Origin of the sequence: Marinobacter mobilis, assembly GCF_900106945.1 — a bacterium.
In the GTDB taxonomy this organism is placed as follows: domain Bacteria; phylum Pseudomonadota; class Gammaproteobacteria; order Pseudomonadales; family Oleiphilaceae; genus Marinobacter; species Marinobacter mobilis.
In genome coordinates this window covers 92053-108353 of the sequence record NZ_FNNE01000011.1, presented here as the reverse complement: position 1 = coordinate 108353, position 16301 = coordinate 92053, and the positions used below count along the sequence as shown (strand labels likewise).

General features: G+C 59.6%; 17 protein-coding genes. 6 read left to right on the top strand and 11 right to left on the bottom strand.

Going from position 1 to position 16301, the window contains the following annotated elements; genetic code table 11:
* The first annotated feature begins 7 nt into the window (after positions 1–7).
* Positions 8–1228 (top strand): methyl-accepting chemotaxis protein, encoded by a 1221-nt coding sequence (locus BLV11_RS16455; RefSeq protein WP_091816933.1) that lies wholly within the window; start codon positions 8–10, stop codon positions 1226–1228.
* A 52-nt stretch (positions 1229–1280) separates the two neighbouring features.
* On the top strand, positions 1281–3764 hold the full coding sequence (locus BLV11_RS16450; RefSeq protein WP_091816931.1) for an efflux RND transporter permease subunit: 2484 nt from the start codon (positions 1281–1283) through the stop codon (positions 3762–3764).
* A 59-nt stretch (positions 3765–3823) separates the two neighbouring features.
* Here BLV11_RS16450 and BLV11_RS16445 read toward each other — a convergent pair whose 3' ends face one another.
* Positions 3824–4249, bottom strand: coding sequence for a Spy/CpxP family protein refolding chaperone (locus BLV11_RS16445; RefSeq protein WP_091816928.1), 426 nt, complete (start codon positions 4247–4249; stop codon positions 3824–3826).
* A 202-nt stretch (positions 4250–4451) separates the two neighbouring features.
* Here BLV11_RS16445 and ylqF point away from each other — a divergent pair, with 202 nt between their 5' ends.
* On the top strand, positions 4452–5390 hold the full coding sequence (gene ylqF, locus BLV11_RS16440; protein WP_091816925.1) for a ribosome biogenesis GTPase YlqF: 939 nt from the start codon (positions 4452–4454) through the stop codon (positions 5388–5390).
* Here ylqF and BLV11_RS16435 read toward each other — a convergent pair.
* Both BLV11_RS16435 and BLV11_RS16430 read right to left on the bottom strand, forming a co-directional pair.
* Positions 5339–6112, bottom strand: a complete 774-nt coding sequence (locus BLV11_RS16435) for a helix-turn-helix transcriptional regulator (protein ID WP_091816922.1) — start codon at positions 6110–6112, stop codon at positions 5339–5341. The two genes, ylqF and BLV11_RS16435, sit on opposite strands and share 52 nt — an antisense overlap.
* 54 nt (positions 6113–6166) lie before the next feature.
* The gene (locus BLV11_RS16430) at positions 6167–6691 is read right to left on the bottom strand and encodes an Mpo1 family 2-hydroxy fatty acid dioxygenase (protein WP_091816918.1); all 525 of its coding nucleotides are present in this window, start codon (positions 6689–6691) and stop codon (positions 6167–6169) included.
* Between the two features lie 238 nt (positions 6692–6929).
* Here BLV11_RS16430 and fabB point away from each other — a divergent pair, with 238 nt between their 5' ends.
* Together fabB and fnr are read left to right on the top strand one after the other, a co-directional pair.
* Positions 6930–8144: a beta-ketoacyl-ACP synthase I gene (gene fabB / locus BLV11_RS16425; RefSeq protein ID WP_091816916.1), complete on the top strand. Its 1215-nt coding sequence runs from the start codon at positions 6930–6932 to the stop codon at positions 8142–8144.
* 208 nt (positions 8145–8352) lie between these two features.
* Positions 8353–9114, top strand: coding sequence for a fumarate/nitrate reduction transcriptional regulator Fnr (gene fnr, locus BLV11_RS16420; protein WP_091816913.1), 762 nt, complete (start codon positions 8353–8355; stop codon positions 9112–9114).
* 24 nt (positions 9115–9138) lie between these two features.
* Here fnr and BLV11_RS16415 read toward each other — a convergent pair whose 3' ends face one another.
* Positions 9139–10014 carry an SDR family oxidoreductase gene (locus tag BLV11_RS16415; protein ID WP_091816910.1) on the bottom strand — a complete coding sequence of 292 codons (876 nt, stop codon included), beginning with the start codon at positions 10012–10014 and terminating at the stop codon, positions 9139–9141.
* Positions 10015–10233: 219 nt separating this feature from the next.
* On the opposite strand from BLV11_RS16415, the gene BLV11_RS16410 reads away from it, so the two are divergent.
* The gene (locus BLV11_RS16410; RefSeq protein WP_091816906.1) at positions 10234–10593 is read left to right on the top strand and encodes a hypothetical protein; all 360 of its coding nucleotides are present in this window, start codon (positions 10234–10236) and stop codon (positions 10591–10593) included.
* Positions 10594–10602: 9 nt separating this feature from the next.
* On the opposite strand, the gene alr is transcribed toward BLV11_RS16410, so the two are convergent.
* The 7 genes from alr to rlmB all read right to left on the bottom strand — a co-directional run bounded on the left by alr (position 10603) and on the right by rlmB (position 16298).
* Positions 10603–11676: an alanine racemase gene (gene alr / locus BLV11_RS16405; protein ID WP_091816902.1), complete on the bottom strand. Its 1074-nt coding sequence runs from the start codon at positions 11674–11676 to the stop codon at positions 10603–10605.
* A complete protein-coding gene (gene dnaB, locus BLV11_RS16400) occupies positions 11676–13079 on the bottom strand; it encodes a replicative DNA helicase (RefSeq protein WP_091816898.1) in 1404 nt (467 codons plus the stop codon). Before dnaB ends, alr begins: the two co-directional genes overlap by 1 nt.
* Positions 13080–13289: 210 nt before the next feature.
* Complete coding sequence (gene rplI, locus BLV11_RS16395) at positions 13290–13736, bottom strand: 50S ribosomal protein L9 (protein ID WP_091816895.1); 447 nt, start codon at positions 13734–13736, stop codon at positions 13290–13292.
* A 20-nt stretch (positions 13737–13756) separates the two neighbouring features.
* The gene (locus BLV11_RS16390; RefSeq protein ID WP_091816892.1) at positions 13757–14623 is read right to left on the bottom strand and encodes a hypothetical protein; all 867 of its coding nucleotides are present in this window, start codon (positions 14621–14623) and stop codon (positions 13757–13759) included.
* 31 nt (positions 14624–14654) lie between these two features.
* Positions 14655–14885 carry a 30S ribosomal protein S18 gene (gene rpsR, locus BLV11_RS16385; protein ID WP_091816889.1) on the bottom strand — a complete coding sequence of 77 codons (231 nt, stop codon included), beginning with the start codon at positions 14883–14885 and terminating at the stop codon, positions 14655–14657.
* 29 nt (positions 14886–14914) lie between these two features.
* Positions 14915–15331 carry a 30S ribosomal protein S6 gene (rpsF, locus tag BLV11_RS16380; protein ID WP_091816884.1) on the bottom strand — a complete coding sequence of 139 codons (417 nt, stop codon included), beginning with the start codon at positions 15329–15331 and terminating at the stop codon, positions 14915–14917.
* 229 nt (positions 15332–15560) lie between these two features.
* Positions 15561–16298 carry a 23S rRNA (guanosine(2251)-2'-O)-methyltransferase RlmB gene (rlmB, locus tag BLV11_RS16375; protein WP_091816879.1) on the bottom strand — a complete coding sequence of 246 codons (738 nt, stop codon included), beginning with the start codon at positions 16296–16298 and terminating at the stop codon, positions 15561–15563.
* Between the last annotated feature and the right edge of the window lie 3 nt (positions 16299–16301).

Here is a 16301-nt window from a genome sequence, read left to right as displayed (position 1 = left end):
GCCCTTTATGTTAAGACTGCTCAAGAACGCGCGGCTGAAGTACAAGTTCTGGCTGCTCAATATTGTCGTACTGGCGGTATTGTGCCTGCTGGTGCTTTACGCCATGAACCTTATGGCCACCACCACGCAGCGCCCATTCGGGGACGTGTTCAGCGACACCGCTCTGGAATTTGCAGCGGTAGTCGCCGTGCTGATGGCGCTTGAGATGGCCGGCTCCCAGCTGCTGATCAGCTTCATTGAACGCCATGTCCACCGGCTCAAGGCCACCATGGTCGAGGTACAGGGTTCCGGCAATCTCAGCCAGCGGGCGGAGGTGGACTCCAGCGATGAGATCGGGGAAATGGCCTCGGCCTTCAACGCCATGCAGGATCGCACCATGGCGGTGGTTCGCAGCATGAAAGAAGCCATCGACCGGCTGCACTGGGAAGTCCGCGAGCTTGCCAACGCCGCCGAACAACGGCGGGACGAACTCAGCCGCCAGCAGGCCGGTACCGACCGCTCGGCGGAAATGATCGAGACCATGCTGCAGAGTTTCAACGGCATCGCCGAGCAGGCCGACATTGCCAAAACCCTGTCCCACGAAGCCCGTAACGCGGCCATTCATGGTGGTGACCGGGTCTCCCGGAGTACCGGCTCCATTCAGGGCCTGGCTCAGGCCATTGAGCAGTCCGCTCACAGTGTGCAGTCTCTGGCGGAGAACTCCCATGAAATCAGCGCCGCCGTGGCCGAGATCAAGGGCATTGCCGAACAGACCAATCTGCTGGCCCTGAACGCAGCGATCGAAGCAGCCCGCGCTGGCGAGCAGGGGCGCGGCTTTGCGGTGGTCGCCGATGAGGTTCGCAAGCTCGCCCAGCGAGTGCAGGACTCCACCGACCAGATCCAGGGCACCATCGACCGTCTGCTCCAGGCCATGGGCGCCGCCGTCAACCAGATGACCGCCAGTTCCGCCGACGCGACCCGCTGTGTCGACGAAGCCCAAGAAGGTCAGCACGCACTGGAAGCGATCAATGAAGTGGTCAGCCGGATTGATCACACCAACGAAGAAATCGCTACCGTCTCGGCTCACCAAACGGCATCAACGGACGACGTTATCTCCAATGTCCAGAGCATCCGTGAGGCAACCCAGAACATGGTCTCCCAGCTGGCGGACAGCGCCGACATGAGCCAGCGACTCAAGGCGCTGATCGATTCACTGGAAGAGGCGGCCAATAAGGTCCACGTTGACTAGCGGTTTATGGCACACTGCGCACTCGCTTTAACCCAGTGGAATTGCCTGTCCCATGACCATGTTACGAACCCTCTACCGGCACCTGCTCCTCGCTCATCCGGTGATCGCGCTGTTGGCGTTTACCCTGCTTCTGGTGTTCGCCAGCCTTCGACTTGACCACTTCCGCCTGGATGCCTCCGCGGAATCTCTGGTGTTGGAAAATGATCGTTCCCTGGAGCAATACCGCAGTATTAACCAGCGCTTCACCACCTCTGACGACTTCCTGATTGTCACCTACACCCCCGACCACGAACTGTTCAGTGACGAGGGACTGGCGGCACTGCGCTCCCTGCGAGATGAACTGGAGCGGGTCGAGGCCGTTGGCTCCACCAACAGTATTCTCAACGTGCCCCTGCTGCACAGCCCGAACCTCAGCCTGGATACCGTCAATGACGAAATCCTGACCATCGACGCCGATGCCGTGCCTCCACAGCAAGCACGACAGGCGCTGCTGGCGAACCCGCTCTACCCCAACCTGCTGCTCAGCGAGGATGGCCGTACCACCGCCATTCAGGTCAACCTGCCGACCCCGGCGGCCTACTTTGAACTGCTGGCCGAACGCAAGGCCGCCCGGGCAGCGGTGACCGGCCCCGAGGCCCCGGACAGCGCCCACCGCGCCCTTGCCGAGGCCGAGGCCCGCTTTCTCGCGCTGACCGAATCCCTCGATGCCCGCCGTGATGCCACCATTGCCGAGGTGAGGACGATTCTTGAAGGCCATCAGGACCACGCCAACATTCACCTTGGCGGCGTACCGATGATCGTCGCGGACATGATCCGCTTTATCCAGAACGACCTCTCGACCTTTGGCATCGGCGTCTTGCTGTTCCTGCTGGTGACGCTGGCGATCATCTTCCGCCAGTGGCGCTGGGTACTGGTGCCCTTGCTGTGCTGCAGTTTCACGGTCTGGCTGATGATCGGCTATCTGGGCTGGGCGGAATGGCCGGTGACGGTGATCTCGTCCAATTTTGTATCGCTGCTGCTGATCATGACCCTGTCACTGACCATTCACCTGATTGTCCGCTACCGGGAATTCCAGCATGACGACCCCGGAGCAGAGCCGGCACAGACGCTGGAACGGACGGTCGCCGCCATGGTCAAACCGTGCTTCTACATGGCCGTCACCACCATTGTGGCGTTCGGGTCACTGACCTTCAGCGGCATTCGCCCGGTCATCGATTTCGGCTGGATGATGACCATCGGCCTGACCGTGGCGTTCCTGATTACCTTCCTGATATTCCCGCTGCTGCTGCGGCTGCTGCCACCCCCCATCGATTCCCGGGTGACCTCCGACCGGCGGCCACTGACTGACCTCTTTGCCAGCGCGACTGAACACCATGGCACCCTGGTGCTGTTCGCTTCGCTGGTACTGGCGGTACTCTGTGCCATGGGGGTCAGTCGGCTGACCGTGGAAAACAGCTTCATCGACTACTTCAAGTCAGACACCGAAATCCACCAGGGCATGATTGTCATTGATGACCGCCTCGGCGGAACCACGCCGCTGGACGTCATCATCACCGACGACCCGGCACCGGAATCCAATGGCTTTGATGACCCATTCGCCAGTGACTGTGATCCGTTCGTGGATGACTGTGGCGACGAGGAGTATCGCGACACCTGGTATACCTACCAGAAGATGGAGCGGCTCGCCCAGGTTCACGACTATCTCGACAGCCTGCCGGAAACCGGCAAGGTGCTGTCGATTGCAACCACCCTCGACCTGCTGGCGCAGATCAACGAAGGCCAGGCCCTGGATGCCCTGCAACTGGCGTTTGTACCGGCGGCGGTACCGGATGACCTGACCAATATTCTCCTGACGCCGTACATTTCCGAGGAACATGATCAGGCCCGATTCAGTATCCGGTTACTGGAAACCTCCCCCAATCTCCGTCGCCAGCAGCTGCTCGAGCGCATCCACGCTCACCTGACCGGTGAACTGGGCTTTGAGGACGAACAGGTCCTGTTTACCGGCATGACGGTGATGTACAACAACATGCTACAGAGCCTGTTTGATTCTCAGATCAAGACCCTTGGCGCCGTGTTTCTCGCCATCATGGCGATGTTCATGGTGTTGTTCCGCTCCGTGAAACTGGCGCTGATTGGCATTGCCCCCAATCTGTTGGCCGCGGGCTCGGTACTGGGACTGATGGGGTGGCTGGGCATTCCGCTGGACATGATGACCATTACCGTGGCGGCCATCACTGTGGGCATTGCGGTGGACGATACCATCCATTACATCCATCGCTTCAAAGTCGAATTTGCGCAGGACCGTCACTATCTGGCGACCATGCACCGGTGCCATCGCAGCATCGGGCGCGCCATGTCCTATACCTCGATCACAATTATTGCCGGCTTTTCGATCCTGGTACTGTCCAACTTCATTCCCACGATCTACTTCGGCCTGTTCACCGGCTTTGCCATGTTGATGGCGTTGTTGGGCGCGCTGACGCTGCTACCGAAGCTGATCCTGGTGTTCAAACCGTTCGGCGCCGAGGCCTGATGCCACGCCAGGCAGCGGAGCACCACCGGCGTCAGGGGAGCGTTACCGCTCCGCCCCGTTCAGCGGGTCGGAGCGGTTGGCTGCATCTCGCGCATGCGACGATCCAGCTCGTCACGCTGTTCCTGGGTAAACACACTGTCGACCTTGGCCTGCAGCAGCGTGGACAGCGCCGAGATTTCCCCCGACAGGTCGCCCAGCTTTTCCGCATCCGCGCGAATGGCCGCTTCGTCGTAATCCGGCCGGATATGATCCTGGAGCTTCTGCTGCAGGGTCAGGGCCTCGACACGAAGATCGCGGATCTGAGCCTGAAGGTCGGCCAGTATCTCGCGAATCCTCGCCTTCTGATCGTCGCTCAGCGCCACCAGAGTCGCCAGGCGCTCAACCTGATCGGGTTCCGACTGGGGTTCTGGCAGAGGTTCCGCCAGGACCGGGAAAGAGAGGCTCAGGGACAGCAACGCAGCCCCGAGCAGGTGCTGCAGCTTCATAACGGTCTCCATCTTGAATAAACGTGGTGACCCTCACCCTAAAGCTACCGCTGCCGGAAATCATCCTTCCATGTCTCGTTTTTCCGACACCACCCCGTACCGATGACAGCCAGCCCGCACGGTTGGCGAGATCACGGAAATGTGAAAATTTGGTCATTCCCCGCCATAATGGCGCGATTCGATCATCACCGGAGTAATCCCCATGGCCATTAACTGGTTTCCCGGGCATATGCACAAGGCCCGCAAGGAGATCAAAAAGATCATGCCGCAGATGGACCTCATCATTGAGGTTCTCGACGCACGCCTGCCGTTCAGCAGCGAAAACCCGCTGGTACCGGCCTTGCGCGGCGATACGCCGGTGATCAAGATTCTCAACAAGCGCGATCTGGCGGATCCGGAGGTCACCGCCCGCTGGACGGCTTATCTGGAGCGGGAGCGTGGCGTCCGAGCCATCACCCTGACCCATAACCAGCGTCAGGAAGCCCTCGATATTCTCCGCCTTGCCGGAGAAATGACTGCCGGACACGATCGCCAGAAAAGTGCCTTGCGAGTGATGATCCTGGGCATCCCGAATGTGGGCAAATCAACCCTGATCAACACCCTGGCGGGTCGGCCGGTGGCACGCACCGGTAACGAGCCGGCAGTGACCAAGGCCCAGCAGGTGATCAAACTGCCAGACAACATCCTGCTCTATGACACCCCCGGGTTCCTGTGGCCCAAACTGTCGCCGGAAGCCTGTGGCTATCGGCTGGCCGTGTCCGGGGCCATCCGCAGTGCGGTGATCGATTACGAGGATGTCGCGCTGTTTGCCGCCGAGTACCTGCTCGCCGCCTACCCGGACATCCTGACCGAGCGTTACGACCTTGATCCCCTTCCCCGGGACGGGATTGCGGTGATGGATGCCATCGCGGAACGCCGTCGTTTCTTTGGCCGTGGTGGCATTCCGGATCTGCACAAGGTGGCGGAAGTTCTGCTTAACGAGCTGCGCAGCGGCAAGCTGGGCGCGGTCTCCCTGGAAACTCCGGAGATGGTGGAAGAAGAAACCCGCATTCTCGCCGAAGAGGAAGCCGCCCGCGAAGCAGACGAGGCTCAGGCCGGGAAATCAGGGAAATCGGGCAAGAGGAAGCACCGGCAGAGCTGAAAGCCCTGCTCTGATACATACACCGACGGCAGGGCGTCGAACATGTCCCGCGCGGTTCTCACCAGGTGGGGCTGATCATAGAAACCGGCTTCCACCGCCAGCTGCGAGACCGACTTGCCCCGCTGCCAGTGGGCCAGCGCCCGGTTCATTTTTAGGTGCAACAGAAAGCGCCGTGGCGCCACCCCCAACTCGGCCCGAAACAGGTGGGTCAGCCTGGAACTCGACAGGTTCACCCGGGCCGCCAGGGCGGCCAGATCAAGCTTGTCGGGCAGAGTCTCCCGCAGGTACCGGCAACAGCTGATCACACGGTCATCCAGCGATGCCGGCGTGGCACTCAGCAGCGCCAGCAGGTGTTCAAGACGCTCGGCCATAGCCCGGCAGTCGCCCTCTTCGGTCATGGAAAAGGCCTCCGGCGGCAACGTCAGGTCTACCGAGTCGCTCCCCTTCAATAGCGGTTTCAGCTGCAACCAGTGCGCACTGTCCGGGTCAAGCTGTACCGCCCAGACGCGGGTATGGGCAGGATCAAGGGCCTGGGCAACATCAGGGGCAACAATTGCGGCGCGGGTGGTTCGCCATCGCCCCTGGCACTCCAGACGAAAGGGTCCGTCGAGCCCCAGCAACAGCGACGCACTGATGTGACGATGGGTCTTGTTGGCGACCAGATGGCCCACCAGCTGCCAATGATCAGGCCAAAGGTACAGACGTCCCTGAGGCTGGGTCATAGAAAGGATCCTGCGGTATGCGGTCAAAGTGACAGCATACCGCAAACCTCATCGTCAGTGACCCTGGGCGGAGGTATGGCCCTTATGGCTGTTCAGGGCCAGTGGGACAGGGACGCCCAACTTGGCAACAAATTCGATACTGACGAAGATCGGCCCGATAAGCAGGAAGACCAGGTCATCAACAAAGGATGGCTTCTTACCCTCAACCTTATGGCCATAGACCTGCACGATCCAGGCCGCCACCCAGACGGCCACGCTCAACCACAACAGGGACCAGCCCGAGTTAACCACTGACAGGATGAGCCACAGCGACAATGCAAACCAACCCGCCATCAGCAGAAAAACCCACCAACCCAAACGCAGGTAAAGGACGCCCGACAGCACCCCCAGAATGGTCGCCCCGTTGACCCAGTAGGCAACGGACTCGGGCAGCGCCAGCCAGCTACCGACGGGAACCAGCCACAGCAGGCCAAGGGTGGATATCAGAATGGCAGGCACACAGATAATGTGAATCCACTGGTTGAGGGGGTTCTGGTGGCTATCACCGTAATCGGACAGGAATTGCTGCAGACTTCGCACCGGGTACTCCTTTTTATGGTTATCGTTGCGTCTGAAAGGACAGTCGTCACGGCAGCTTAACAGGCCGCTGACGCGCCGCCTTGTACGAAACGGCTATATTACCGTACCAAGGTCAAATACCGCCGTCGGCCCAAAGCGCCTACACTGGCGTCCAGAGAATCCGGTTACCATTGCGGTAACAATTTACACCGGGCCAGCCGGGAACCTGTGGTTCCCCACGCCCCGAGAGGAGGAGTTTATGAGACGGGTCGTTGTGACCGGCATGGGCATCGTGTCCTGCCTGGGCAACTCAGTGGATGAGGTCGCTGCCAGCCTGAAGAGCGGCAAGTCAGGCATTCGTTTCAACGAAAGCTACCGTGACAATGGTTTTCGCAGCCAGGTGTCCGGTTCCATAGACGTCGATACCGACGTCATTGATCGCAAACTTCGTCGCTTCATGGGCCAGTCGGCCATGTATGCCTATCTCTCAATGGAACAGGCCATTGCCTCAGCCGGACTGAGCGCTGACCTGATCTCCAACGATCGCACCGGGCTGATTGCAGGCTCCGGCGGCGCCTCCTGCTCGACCCAGGTGGAAGCCACCGACATCATGCGGGAGAAAGGTGTGAAGCGCATCGGGCCCTATATGGTTCCGCGCATCATGACCAGTACCGTGTCCGCCTGCCTGGCAACCGCCTACAAGATCCGGGGCGTGAATTACTCCATGTCGTCCGCCTGTGCCACCAGTGCCCACTGCATTGGCCACGCCATGGAGCAGATCCAGGCCGGCAAACAGGACATTGTGTTCGCCGGTGGCGGAGAAGAGGAACACTGGAGCCTGACCATGCTGTTCGACGCCATGGGCGCCCTCTCCACCAAGTACAACGACGCCCCTGAAACCGCTTCCCGTCCCTTCGACAGCGGCCGCGATGGATTCGTCATTGCCGGTGGCGGAGGCATGCTGGTGCTGGAAGAGCTGGAACACGCCCGCAGCCGGGGCGCTAACATCATTGCGGAACTGACGGGCTACGGCGCCACCTCGGACGGTTACGACATGGTGGCACCCTCCGGAGAAGGTGCGCAGCGGTGCATGAACCAGGCCATGGCGACGGTGTCCGCTCCCATCGACTACATCAACGCCCACGGCACCAGCACACCGGTGGGTGATGTGGCGGAAATGGGCGCGGTCGCCCGCACCTTTGGCGATCAGGTGCCAGCGATTTCCTCAACCAAGTCGCTGTCCGGACACTCTCTGGGCGCCGCCGGGGTTCACGAAGCCATTTACTCCCTGCTGATGCTGCAGCATGGATTCATCGCCGGTACGGCCAACCTCATTGAGCGTGATGAGAAGATCGCCGACCTGCCCATCGTGGGTCCGGAGGCCCGTGATGCCAAGCTTAAGACGGTGATGTCCAACAGCTTTGGGTTTGGCGGAACCAACGCCTCCCTGATCTTCCAGGCGCTCGACGACTGATCCCGCGGCCGGGATGAAAGACGGCCAGACAGGCACCACTCAAGACCAGTCTGCCATGATCGGGTATACTGGTCGGTGCCCGTTTCCGGCAGTACCGGTTTATCTTGCGATACTCAGCAGATACCACGATGCCCGTTGGCAATACCGGCGGATCGTATTATCGTACGCAGGTTCTTACTTGGCTTTCATTCAGGCGTAACAACACGTTATGGCGCAATCGATCAAAATCGGAAAGAGCTCTTCACTCAAGGCATCCTGCCAGCAGTGCAGCCTCAGCAATCTTTGCCTGCCGCTGGCAGTCAGTGAGGATGACCTCGCTCGCCTGGAAGATGTGATCCAGCAGGGACACATCTTCAACCGTGGCGACTACGTTTTTGAACAAAGCACGCCCTTCCGTTCCTGCTTTGCCGTGCGCAGTGGTGCGGTAAAAACGTCGATTGTGACGGAAAACGGGGATGAGCAGGTCACCGGTTTCTTCCTGCCCGGGGAGCTGGTCGGTCTGGACAGCATGAGCAGTGCCAACTATGCATGTTCTGCCAAAGCGCTTGAGCGTACCAGTGTGTGCGAACTGCCGGTGGAGCATCTGGACGACCTGACCCACAAACTGCCCGGTCTGCAGCACCACTTTTTCCATCTGATGAGCCAGGAAATCCAGAACAGCCACCAGCTGGCGCTGATGCTGAGCAAGCGTACCGCCGAAGAACGGATTGCCAGCCTGCTGCTGTCCCTGTCGAGCCGCTTCGCCCGGCGCAAGCTGTCCGCCACCCAGTTCAATCTGCCGATGGCGCGCAACGACATTGCCAATTTTCTGGGCCTGGCGGTCGAGACCGTAAGCCGCGTGTTTACCCGCTTCCAGAATCAGGGCCTGATACGGGCACGGGGACGCGAAGTGGAACTGCTGGATATTGAGGCGCTTCAGGGTATTAGCCAGGAAGCCGAAGACCAGCCAGCGTGCCAGCGTAAAAGCTGATCCCGGCCGGGCTCGGCCCCGGCCTTATTCTCCCTGAGCCTCCAGTTCGACCCGGCGACTGGCGCGAATCAGCGCCAGCTCATCTTCAATCTGGGTTCGCCAGGGCAGCTGCTTGATGCCAAAGGTATTGCGGATCTTGGTGCAGCCGAGGGTGGCGTTTTCGGGTTCCAACCCTCCCCAGTCAGGCACTTCATCCATCACCTTCACATCGCCGTCAAACCCCAAGAGTTCGACCAGCGCCAGCCCCAGCTCATACTGGGAAATTTCTTCAGCGCAGGTGTACTGGTAGGTTCCCCACAGCTCGGCGCCACAATCCACCTGCTGAAGCATCGCCACCATGACCCTGGCCAGATCCCTGAACGCCACCGGCTGGCCACGGAATCGACTGGACAACTGCAAGACCGCCCCGCTGTCGTGACAACGGCTCGCCAGGCGAATGAAACGGCCAAGATTCCAGCCAGTTCTGAGAATGAGATGGCGAGGCAACAGCGTCCGCAATGCCTGTTCGCATTCCCACTGCCAATTTCCCAACTGACTGAACGGGTTGCCGGGGTTCGAGGCCAGATATGCACTCTGTTTACGACCATCAAAAACATAGCATGAGGACAACTGCAGCAAAGCCATGCCATGCTCCCGGGCGTGCTCAGCCAGAGCGATGGGGATCGAGAACACCGTCTGGCGGGCCGCTTCCGGATTGGCCTCGGCTTGCTGCGGATCACTCAGCCACAAGGCGTTGATGATGAAATCGGTATCCGCAGGGATCCAGTCTGCCAGTGCAGTCAGGTCAACATTTCCCGGCTCACTGATCAACAGCGGGCTGATCACCAGCGAGGACTTCTTGAGTTGTTCAAGCAGAACCCGGCCCAGCGGGCCGTAATCATGGACGACAAGCACTTTCACAGGATTTCTCAAACTCCTTGATTCGAACCGTTAAGGTACAGGCAATCCCGGGTCGGTGCCAGAGGGCAAACCAACACCGAAGACCAGCAAACCGCAGGGGCTATCACTATTCTGACACCCTTCGGGCTAAACCGAAGCCAATGCCCGTATGGACTCATTCTTTAGAATACGATCAAAGCAGATGCAACCAAAACAATGAGTCTTCTTACGGGATCCAACATGCTGAAAGCGCAAAGCCATATCGTCGCACCGATCGACGATGAACTCAGGACCAAAGCACTTTACACCGTCAGTGAACTCCGCAGCCGCGGCAAGGCCGACAAGGAGGCCATTGAGGAGCTTTTCCAGCTGATCGTGGAATTGACCGAATCCGGTCTGGATTTCTTCTTCCTGGAGCCCCTGCGCCGCCTCAACGCCGGCAGCATGATGATGGGCATGGCCAAAGTGGGCATCAGCAGCATGCTCAAAGGCAGCAAGATGGTGGTTCACAAGGTTCTCAAGAAACTGGACGAACGCAGCCTGGTCAGCATTCTCGACTTCATTGAAGAAATCATTCACGAGCCGGAAACACCGGCCTGACGCCAGACGTCAGCCGCGATAACGCCGGGGTACTCGAGCGGTCACCCCGGTCAGCAATTCGTAGCCAATGGTCCCTGCGTGGCGGGCCACCTCATCAATCAACACGTTTGCCCCCCACAGCTCGACCTTGTCACCGGGCTGCGCCGCTGGCGCTGCCGACAGATCCACTGCCAGCATATCCATCGACACCCGGCCAATCAGCCGAATCCGCTGGCCGTTGACCCAGGCCGGAGTATCCGTGCCGGCATGGCGCGGGTAGCCGTCACCATACCCAATGGCGACGATCCCCATGGGCGTTGGCCGGTCAGCGGTCCAGGTCTGACCATACCCCACGGAATCGCCCGGCTGCAGCGTTCGCACCGCAATGAGCTCGGACGCCAGTGTCATCACCGGCTTTAAACCCAGGACATTGCTGTCCCGGTCGCCCAGCGGCGATGCGCCATAGAGCATGATGCCCGGACGACTCCAGTGAAACAGCGGTTGCCCCGGACGGAAATGCGCGGCGGAATTCCCGACGCTCCGTAACAGGTCGGGCCAGGGCGCAACCGCCTCGTTAAATACCCGGGTCTGCGCCTCGGTGACAGGGCTTTCCGGCTCATCGGCAGAGGCAAAGTGGGTCAGAAAGCCTTTGGGGCGACAGCCGCCCTGATCGGCCCGCGCCATCACCCCGGCCAACTCAGAGGGCCGGAAGCCCAGCCGGTTCATGCCGCTGTTGACCTTGATCCATAGCGTCGGGCGATCCGGGCTGTCGATCACCCACTGCAACTGGTAATCACTGTGAACGACCACCTCAACACCGAGACAGGCACAGGTCGCCACATCCGCCTCACTGTGCATGCCCTGCAGCAGCACCACCGTCTGGTTCAGACCTTCGTCACGAATGGCCTGCGCCTCTTCAAGACAGGCAACAGCAAAACAGCTGACGTCCGCCGCCAGCGCCCGGGCAACCGCCCGGATACCGTGACCATAACCATCGGCCTTGATCACCGCCATGGCAGAGGCGTCCCCCGCCCTCTCCCGGGCCAGACGGTAGTTGTGACGCAGAGCGTCGAGGTCAACGTGGGCAATAGTCGGGCGAGGCATCAGTATTCGTCGTCGTAGTCACCGTGACCGTGGGCCAGGTCTTCAAATTTGGTGTACTTGCCGATAAAGGCCAGCCGGAGGGTACCGATTGGACCGTTCCGCTGCTTACCAATAATGATCTCGGCAATGCCCTTGTCCGGGGTGTCTTCGTTATAGACTTCATCCCGGTACACGAACATGATCACGTCCGCATCCTGCTCGATCGCACCGGATTCCCGCAAATCCGAGTTAACCGGCCGCTTGTTGGGACGCTGCTCGAGACTCCGGTTCAACTGGGACAGGGCCACAACCGGGCAATTCAGTTCTTTGGCAATACCCTTGAGCGACCGCGAGATTTCAGAGATCTCTGCCGTCCGGCCTTCGGTATTTCCTGGCACCCGCATGAGCTGCAGGTAATCCACCATGATCAAGCCGAGCTTGCCGCCGTTTTCGCGGGCAACACGCCGTGCCCGGGAGCGCATTTCCGTCGGGCTCAGGCCCGCGGTATCGTCGATATACAGCGGCTTATCTTTCAGCAGCGACACCGCAGACGTCAGCCGGGGCCAGTCATCCTCTTCCAGCTTACCGCTACGGACCTTGGTCTGGTCGATGCGGCCAAGGGACGACAACATACGCATGACGATCGAGTCGGCCGGCATCTCCATACTGAACACCAGAATCGGCTCACCGGTCTTGAGCAACGCATTCTCAACCAGGTTCATTGCAAAGGTGGTCTTACCCATCGACGGGCGCCCGGCGACAATGATCAGGTCGGAAGGCTGCATGCCGGAGGTGCGTTCATCAAGATCACGGAAACCGCTGGTGAGACCGGTAATGGAACCATCCGACTCGAAGAGTTCCTCGATTCGGCCCAGCGCCTTGGTCAGAACCGGGTTAATGCTCTGCGGGCCGGTACCCTGCTTGTTGCGCGATTCGGCGATGTTGAACACCTGACGCTCGGCTTCATCCAACAGTTCGTCACTGGTCCGTCCCTGGGGGTTGAAGGCAGAGTCTACGATTCCCCCGGACACTTCAATCAGCTTCCGCAGAACCGCTCGCTCCCGAACGATTTCGGCGTAAGCGCGGATATTCGCCGCCCCCGGCGTCTTCTCCGCCAGTTCCGCCAGATAACTGAGGCCACCCGCATCCTCGATATCACCGGCCCGATCCAGAAACTCGGCCAGGGTCACCACGTCCAGCGGCTCACTGTCTCCCGCCAGCCGCTCGGCCGCGGCGAAAATCAACCGGTGGTCCTGACGGTAAAAATCTTCGGAGGAGATGATTTCCGATACTTCGTCGAAGCGACGATTGTCGAGCATCAGGCCGCCCAGAACAGCCTGTTCGGCTTCCAGGGAATGAGGCGGCACCTTGACGCGGGAGGTTTCCAGGTCGGTTGCTGCTGCTATCGGATTGAGGTTTGCCATGAAAATTGGTCTTCGATCAGGTCTATCAGGGGTCTTCGGGGGCATGCCGGAATACGCAGTGTACTGTCGGCGCCGGAAGCTACAAGCATACCAGAAAGCAACAGGCCCGGAATCCGCTTTAGGCGGACCGGGCCTGTTTTGCGCCAGCCCCCGCGAGGGGGCCGACGCCCAGGAATGTGCCGGACCAGGCCGGCAACAGAACCTGGCTTTTTACTCGGCTACTACAGCCAGCTTCACTTCAACGCTAACGTCGCTGTGCAGCTGAAGCTCGACGTCAAATTCACCGGTGGTACGGATCGGACCTTCCGGCAGACGAACTTCACTCTTCTCTACTTCGGTACCGCCAGCGCTGACAACTTCAGCGATGTCGCGTACACCGATAGAACCGAACAGCTTGCCTTCATCACCCGCTTTGGACGTGATGGTGAAGGATGCGCCTTCCAGAGCTTCCGCACGGGACTGGGCAGCAGTCAGCTTTTCAGCAGCGGCTTTTTCCAGTTCGGCACGACGCTCTTCAAACGCCTTCACATTAGCTTCAGTGGCAGCAACAGCCTTGCCATAAGGAAGCAGGAAATTACGACCGTAACCGGCCTTAACAGATACCTTGTCGCCCAGAGAGCCAAGGTTTGCTACTTTCTCGAGCAGAATAACTTCCATCTCGTTAACCTCTTCGTGCTTTATTCAGCCGACCCAGGAGGCTTGATTCGCCCCCGGATATCCAGCCAGCTATCCACAAACGCCAAAACCAGTAACAGAAACATCAGACTCGGACCCAGTAACACCAGCGCGATGTAAAACATCACCAACCAGTGGGAACCAAGTTCACGAACACCGACAACACCGTGCACCAGCGCTATACCCGCCAGGAACACTGGCATACCAGCCGCCCAGGCAATCAGGACCGGATTCAGCCCCAATGAGGGCCCCACCAGTACCGCTACAACACTCCCGATGGCAACAGGTACGGACAACCGGAAGGCGTGAAACTCTTTCCGGAAACCGCCGGGGTTATACAACCCGGCCTGCCAGGACCTGGCCAGCATCGTCATAAAGACGGCGGTGGCGAGGAACATGCCAGACATACTGCCAATCATGGTGTGCCGGATATCCGCTTCCAGCTGGCTCCCCGCTTCCGGGGACGCCGCGATGTCGTACTGTTCGTAAAGCTCCATCCCCGCACTGACCAACTGGTCAAGCAACTGCGGGTACAGAACAGGCAACAGCAAACCCATTACGACGGTCAGAACACTACCGCTGATGAATACCCGCTCCCAGGACGATGTCGCCCTGAGCACCGAGGCCATCAGCATCACCTGCAGCAATACCGCAAGTGCTGTCGGATCCTGACCAAACCAGGCCCACCCCATTGCCGGCAGTAACGCCCAGAGGCCGATATTCAAGCCCCGGCTGATGCCGAGCCTGAGAATAACCAGACCGACAACGGCAGCTCCCGCCCAAAACAGCAAAGGCGCAGCGGTCGCAGCAGCGGCTACCACACCTGCCTGCAGGGGACCTCGCATTACAAACTGTGCAAGAGCACGCATGGTCCCGAGTCCTGTCGATTATTTCTGAAACTTAGTTATCGTGGCTGTCCGAGTAAGGCAGCAGTGCCAGGTAGCGAGCGCGCTTGATAGCGGTAGCCAGCTGACGCTGATAACGTGCTTTAGTGCCTGTGATACGGCTGGGCACGATCTTGCCGGTTTCAGTGATGTAACCTTTCAGGGTGTCCAGATCTTTGTAATCGATCTCTTTAACACCTTCTGCCGAGAAGCGGCAGAACTTACGACGTCTGAAAAAACGAGCCATGAATGAACTCCTCAACTCCGATGATGATTTTACTCTTCTTCGCCCTGGGCATCTTCAGCCTGACGACGCTCGCCTTCGGCTGAACGACGGGGACGATCTTCTCCACCAGCACGACGGTCTTCACGGGACTCGGCGGCCTTCATCGGAGACAGGTCGGTAACAGCTTCATCGCGACGGATGATCAGATCACGGATGATCGCGTCGTTGAAGCGGAAGTTGTGAGTCAGCTCGTCCATGGCGGCCTGTGAACATTCAGCGTTCATCAGTACGTAGTGAGCCTTGTGGATCTTGTTGATCGGGTAAGCCAGGTGACGACGGCCCCAATCTTCCAGGCGATGTACCTGGCCACCATCTTCAGTGATGACGCCGGTATAACGCTCGATCATTGCGGGCACCTGCTCGCTCTGATCCGGATGTACCATAAATACGATTTCGTAGTGACGCATGAGTTCTCCCTACGGTTTAAACAGCTTCCGGCGGATATCAGACCAACCAGAAGCAAGGAGGTGGCAGCTAACTGCCCGTTTCTAGTGCTTTTTTCAAAGCAGCGCTAAATTACCCAATTGAATATTCTGGACAATAAAACGCCACCCCTAATAAAAGGGGTGCCGTATTCTAGGCGTGACTGTGATTGAATGCAAGCTACGGGGCCGGACGGCCCCGTGGGAAACCGCGTCAGGCCTGGCGCTGCCTTAACGCTTCGTACAGACAAACTCCGGTCGCCACCGACACATTCAGGCTGTCGACATGCCCCAGCATCGGAATGTTGATCAGCAGGTCGCAATGTTCCCGGGTCAACCGTCGCATACCCTTGCCTTCAGCCCCCATGACCAACGCCACCGCGCCACGGAAGTCAGCCTGGTAAAGCGAGCTGTCAGCTTCGCCTGCCGTTCCGATCAGCCAGACCCCTTCTTCCTGCAAGGTTCGCAGGGTACGCGCCAGATTTGTCACCCGCACCAGCGGCACGGTTTCAGCAGCACCGCACGCCACCTTGCGCGCGACCGGTGTCAATGACGCAGACTTATCCTTGGGCACGATGACCGCCTGCACCCCCACCGCATCCGCGGTGCGCAAACAGGCGCCAAGATTGTGCGGATCGGTCACCCCGTCAAGGACCAGCAGGAACGGCGGCTTGTCGGAACCGGCCAGCATCGCCAGCATATCCGCCTCGCTCCACTCTTTGCTCTTTCCTACCTGGGCAACCACGCCCTGGTGAACGCCCGCCACCCGCTCGTCCAGTTCACGGCGATGCACCAGCTCCCAGGTCACCCCCATTTCATCCAGCGCACTGGTCACGGTTTTTACCCGGCGATCCTGACGCCCGGTCTGAATCCAGAGCCGCTGCAGACGCTCGGGCTCCCGCTTGAGCACCGCCTCAACGGCGTGCCATCCAAAAATGTACTCGTCAGACACAGA

What these genes read in the sequence shown, in the direction of transcription:
- BLV11_RS16455 (WP_091816933.1), top strand. Translation starts at nt 8, where the DNA reads ATGTTAAGACTGCTCAAGAACGCGCGGCTGAAGTACAAGTTCTGGCTG.
- BLV11_RS16450 (WP_091816931.1), top strand. Translation starts at nt 1,281, where the DNA reads ATGACCATGTTACGAACCCTCTACCGGCACCTGCTCCTCGCTCATCCG.
- BLV11_RS16445 (WP_091816928.1), bottom strand. Translation starts at nt 4,249, where the DNA reads ATGAAGCTGCAGCACCTGCTCGGGGCTGCGTTGCTGTCCCTGAGCCTC.
- ylqF (WP_091816925.1), top strand. Translation starts at nt 4,452, where the DNA reads ATGGCCATTAACTGGTTTCCCGGGCATATGCACAAGGCCCGCAAGGAG.
- BLV11_RS16435 (WP_091816922.1), bottom strand. Translation starts at nt 6,112, where the DNA reads ATGACCCAGCCTCAGGGACGTCTGTACCTTTGGCCTGATCATTGGCAG.
- fabB (WP_091816916.1), top strand. Translation starts at nt 6,930, where the DNA reads ATGAGACGGGTCGTTGTGACCGGCATGGGCATCGTGTCCTGCCTGGGC.
- fnr (WP_091816913.1), top strand. Translation starts at nt 8,353, where the DNA reads ATGGCGCAATCGATCAAAATCGGAAAGAGCTCTTCACTCAAGGCATCC.
- BLV11_RS16410 (WP_091816906.1), top strand. Translation starts at nt 10,234, where the DNA reads ATGCTGAAAGCGCAAAGCCATATCGTCGCACCGATCGACGATGAACTC.
- alr (WP_091816902.1), bottom strand. Translation starts at nt 11,676, where the DNA reads ATGCCTCGCCCGACTATTGCCCACGTTGACCTCGACGCTCTGCGTCAC.
- dnaB (WP_091816898.1), bottom strand. Translation starts at nt 13,079, where the DNA reads ATGGCAAACCTCAATCCGATAGCAGCAGCAACCGACCTGGAAACCTCC.
- rplI (WP_091816895.1), bottom strand. Translation starts at nt 13,736, where the DNA reads ATGGAAGTTATTCTGCTCGAGAAAGTAGCAAACCTTGGCTCTCTGGGC.
- BLV11_RS16390 (WP_091816892.1), bottom strand. Translation starts at nt 14,623, where the DNA reads ATGCGTGCTCTTGCACAGTTTGTAATGCGAGGTCCCCTGCAGGCAGGT.
- rpsR (WP_091816889.1), bottom strand. Translation starts at nt 14,885, where the DNA reads ATGGCTCGTTTTTTCAGACGTCGTAAGTTCTGCCGCTTCTCGGCAGAA.
- rpsF (WP_091816884.1), bottom strand. Translation starts at nt 15,331, where the DNA reads ATGCGTCACTACGAAATCGTATTTATGGTACATCCGGATCAGAGCGAG.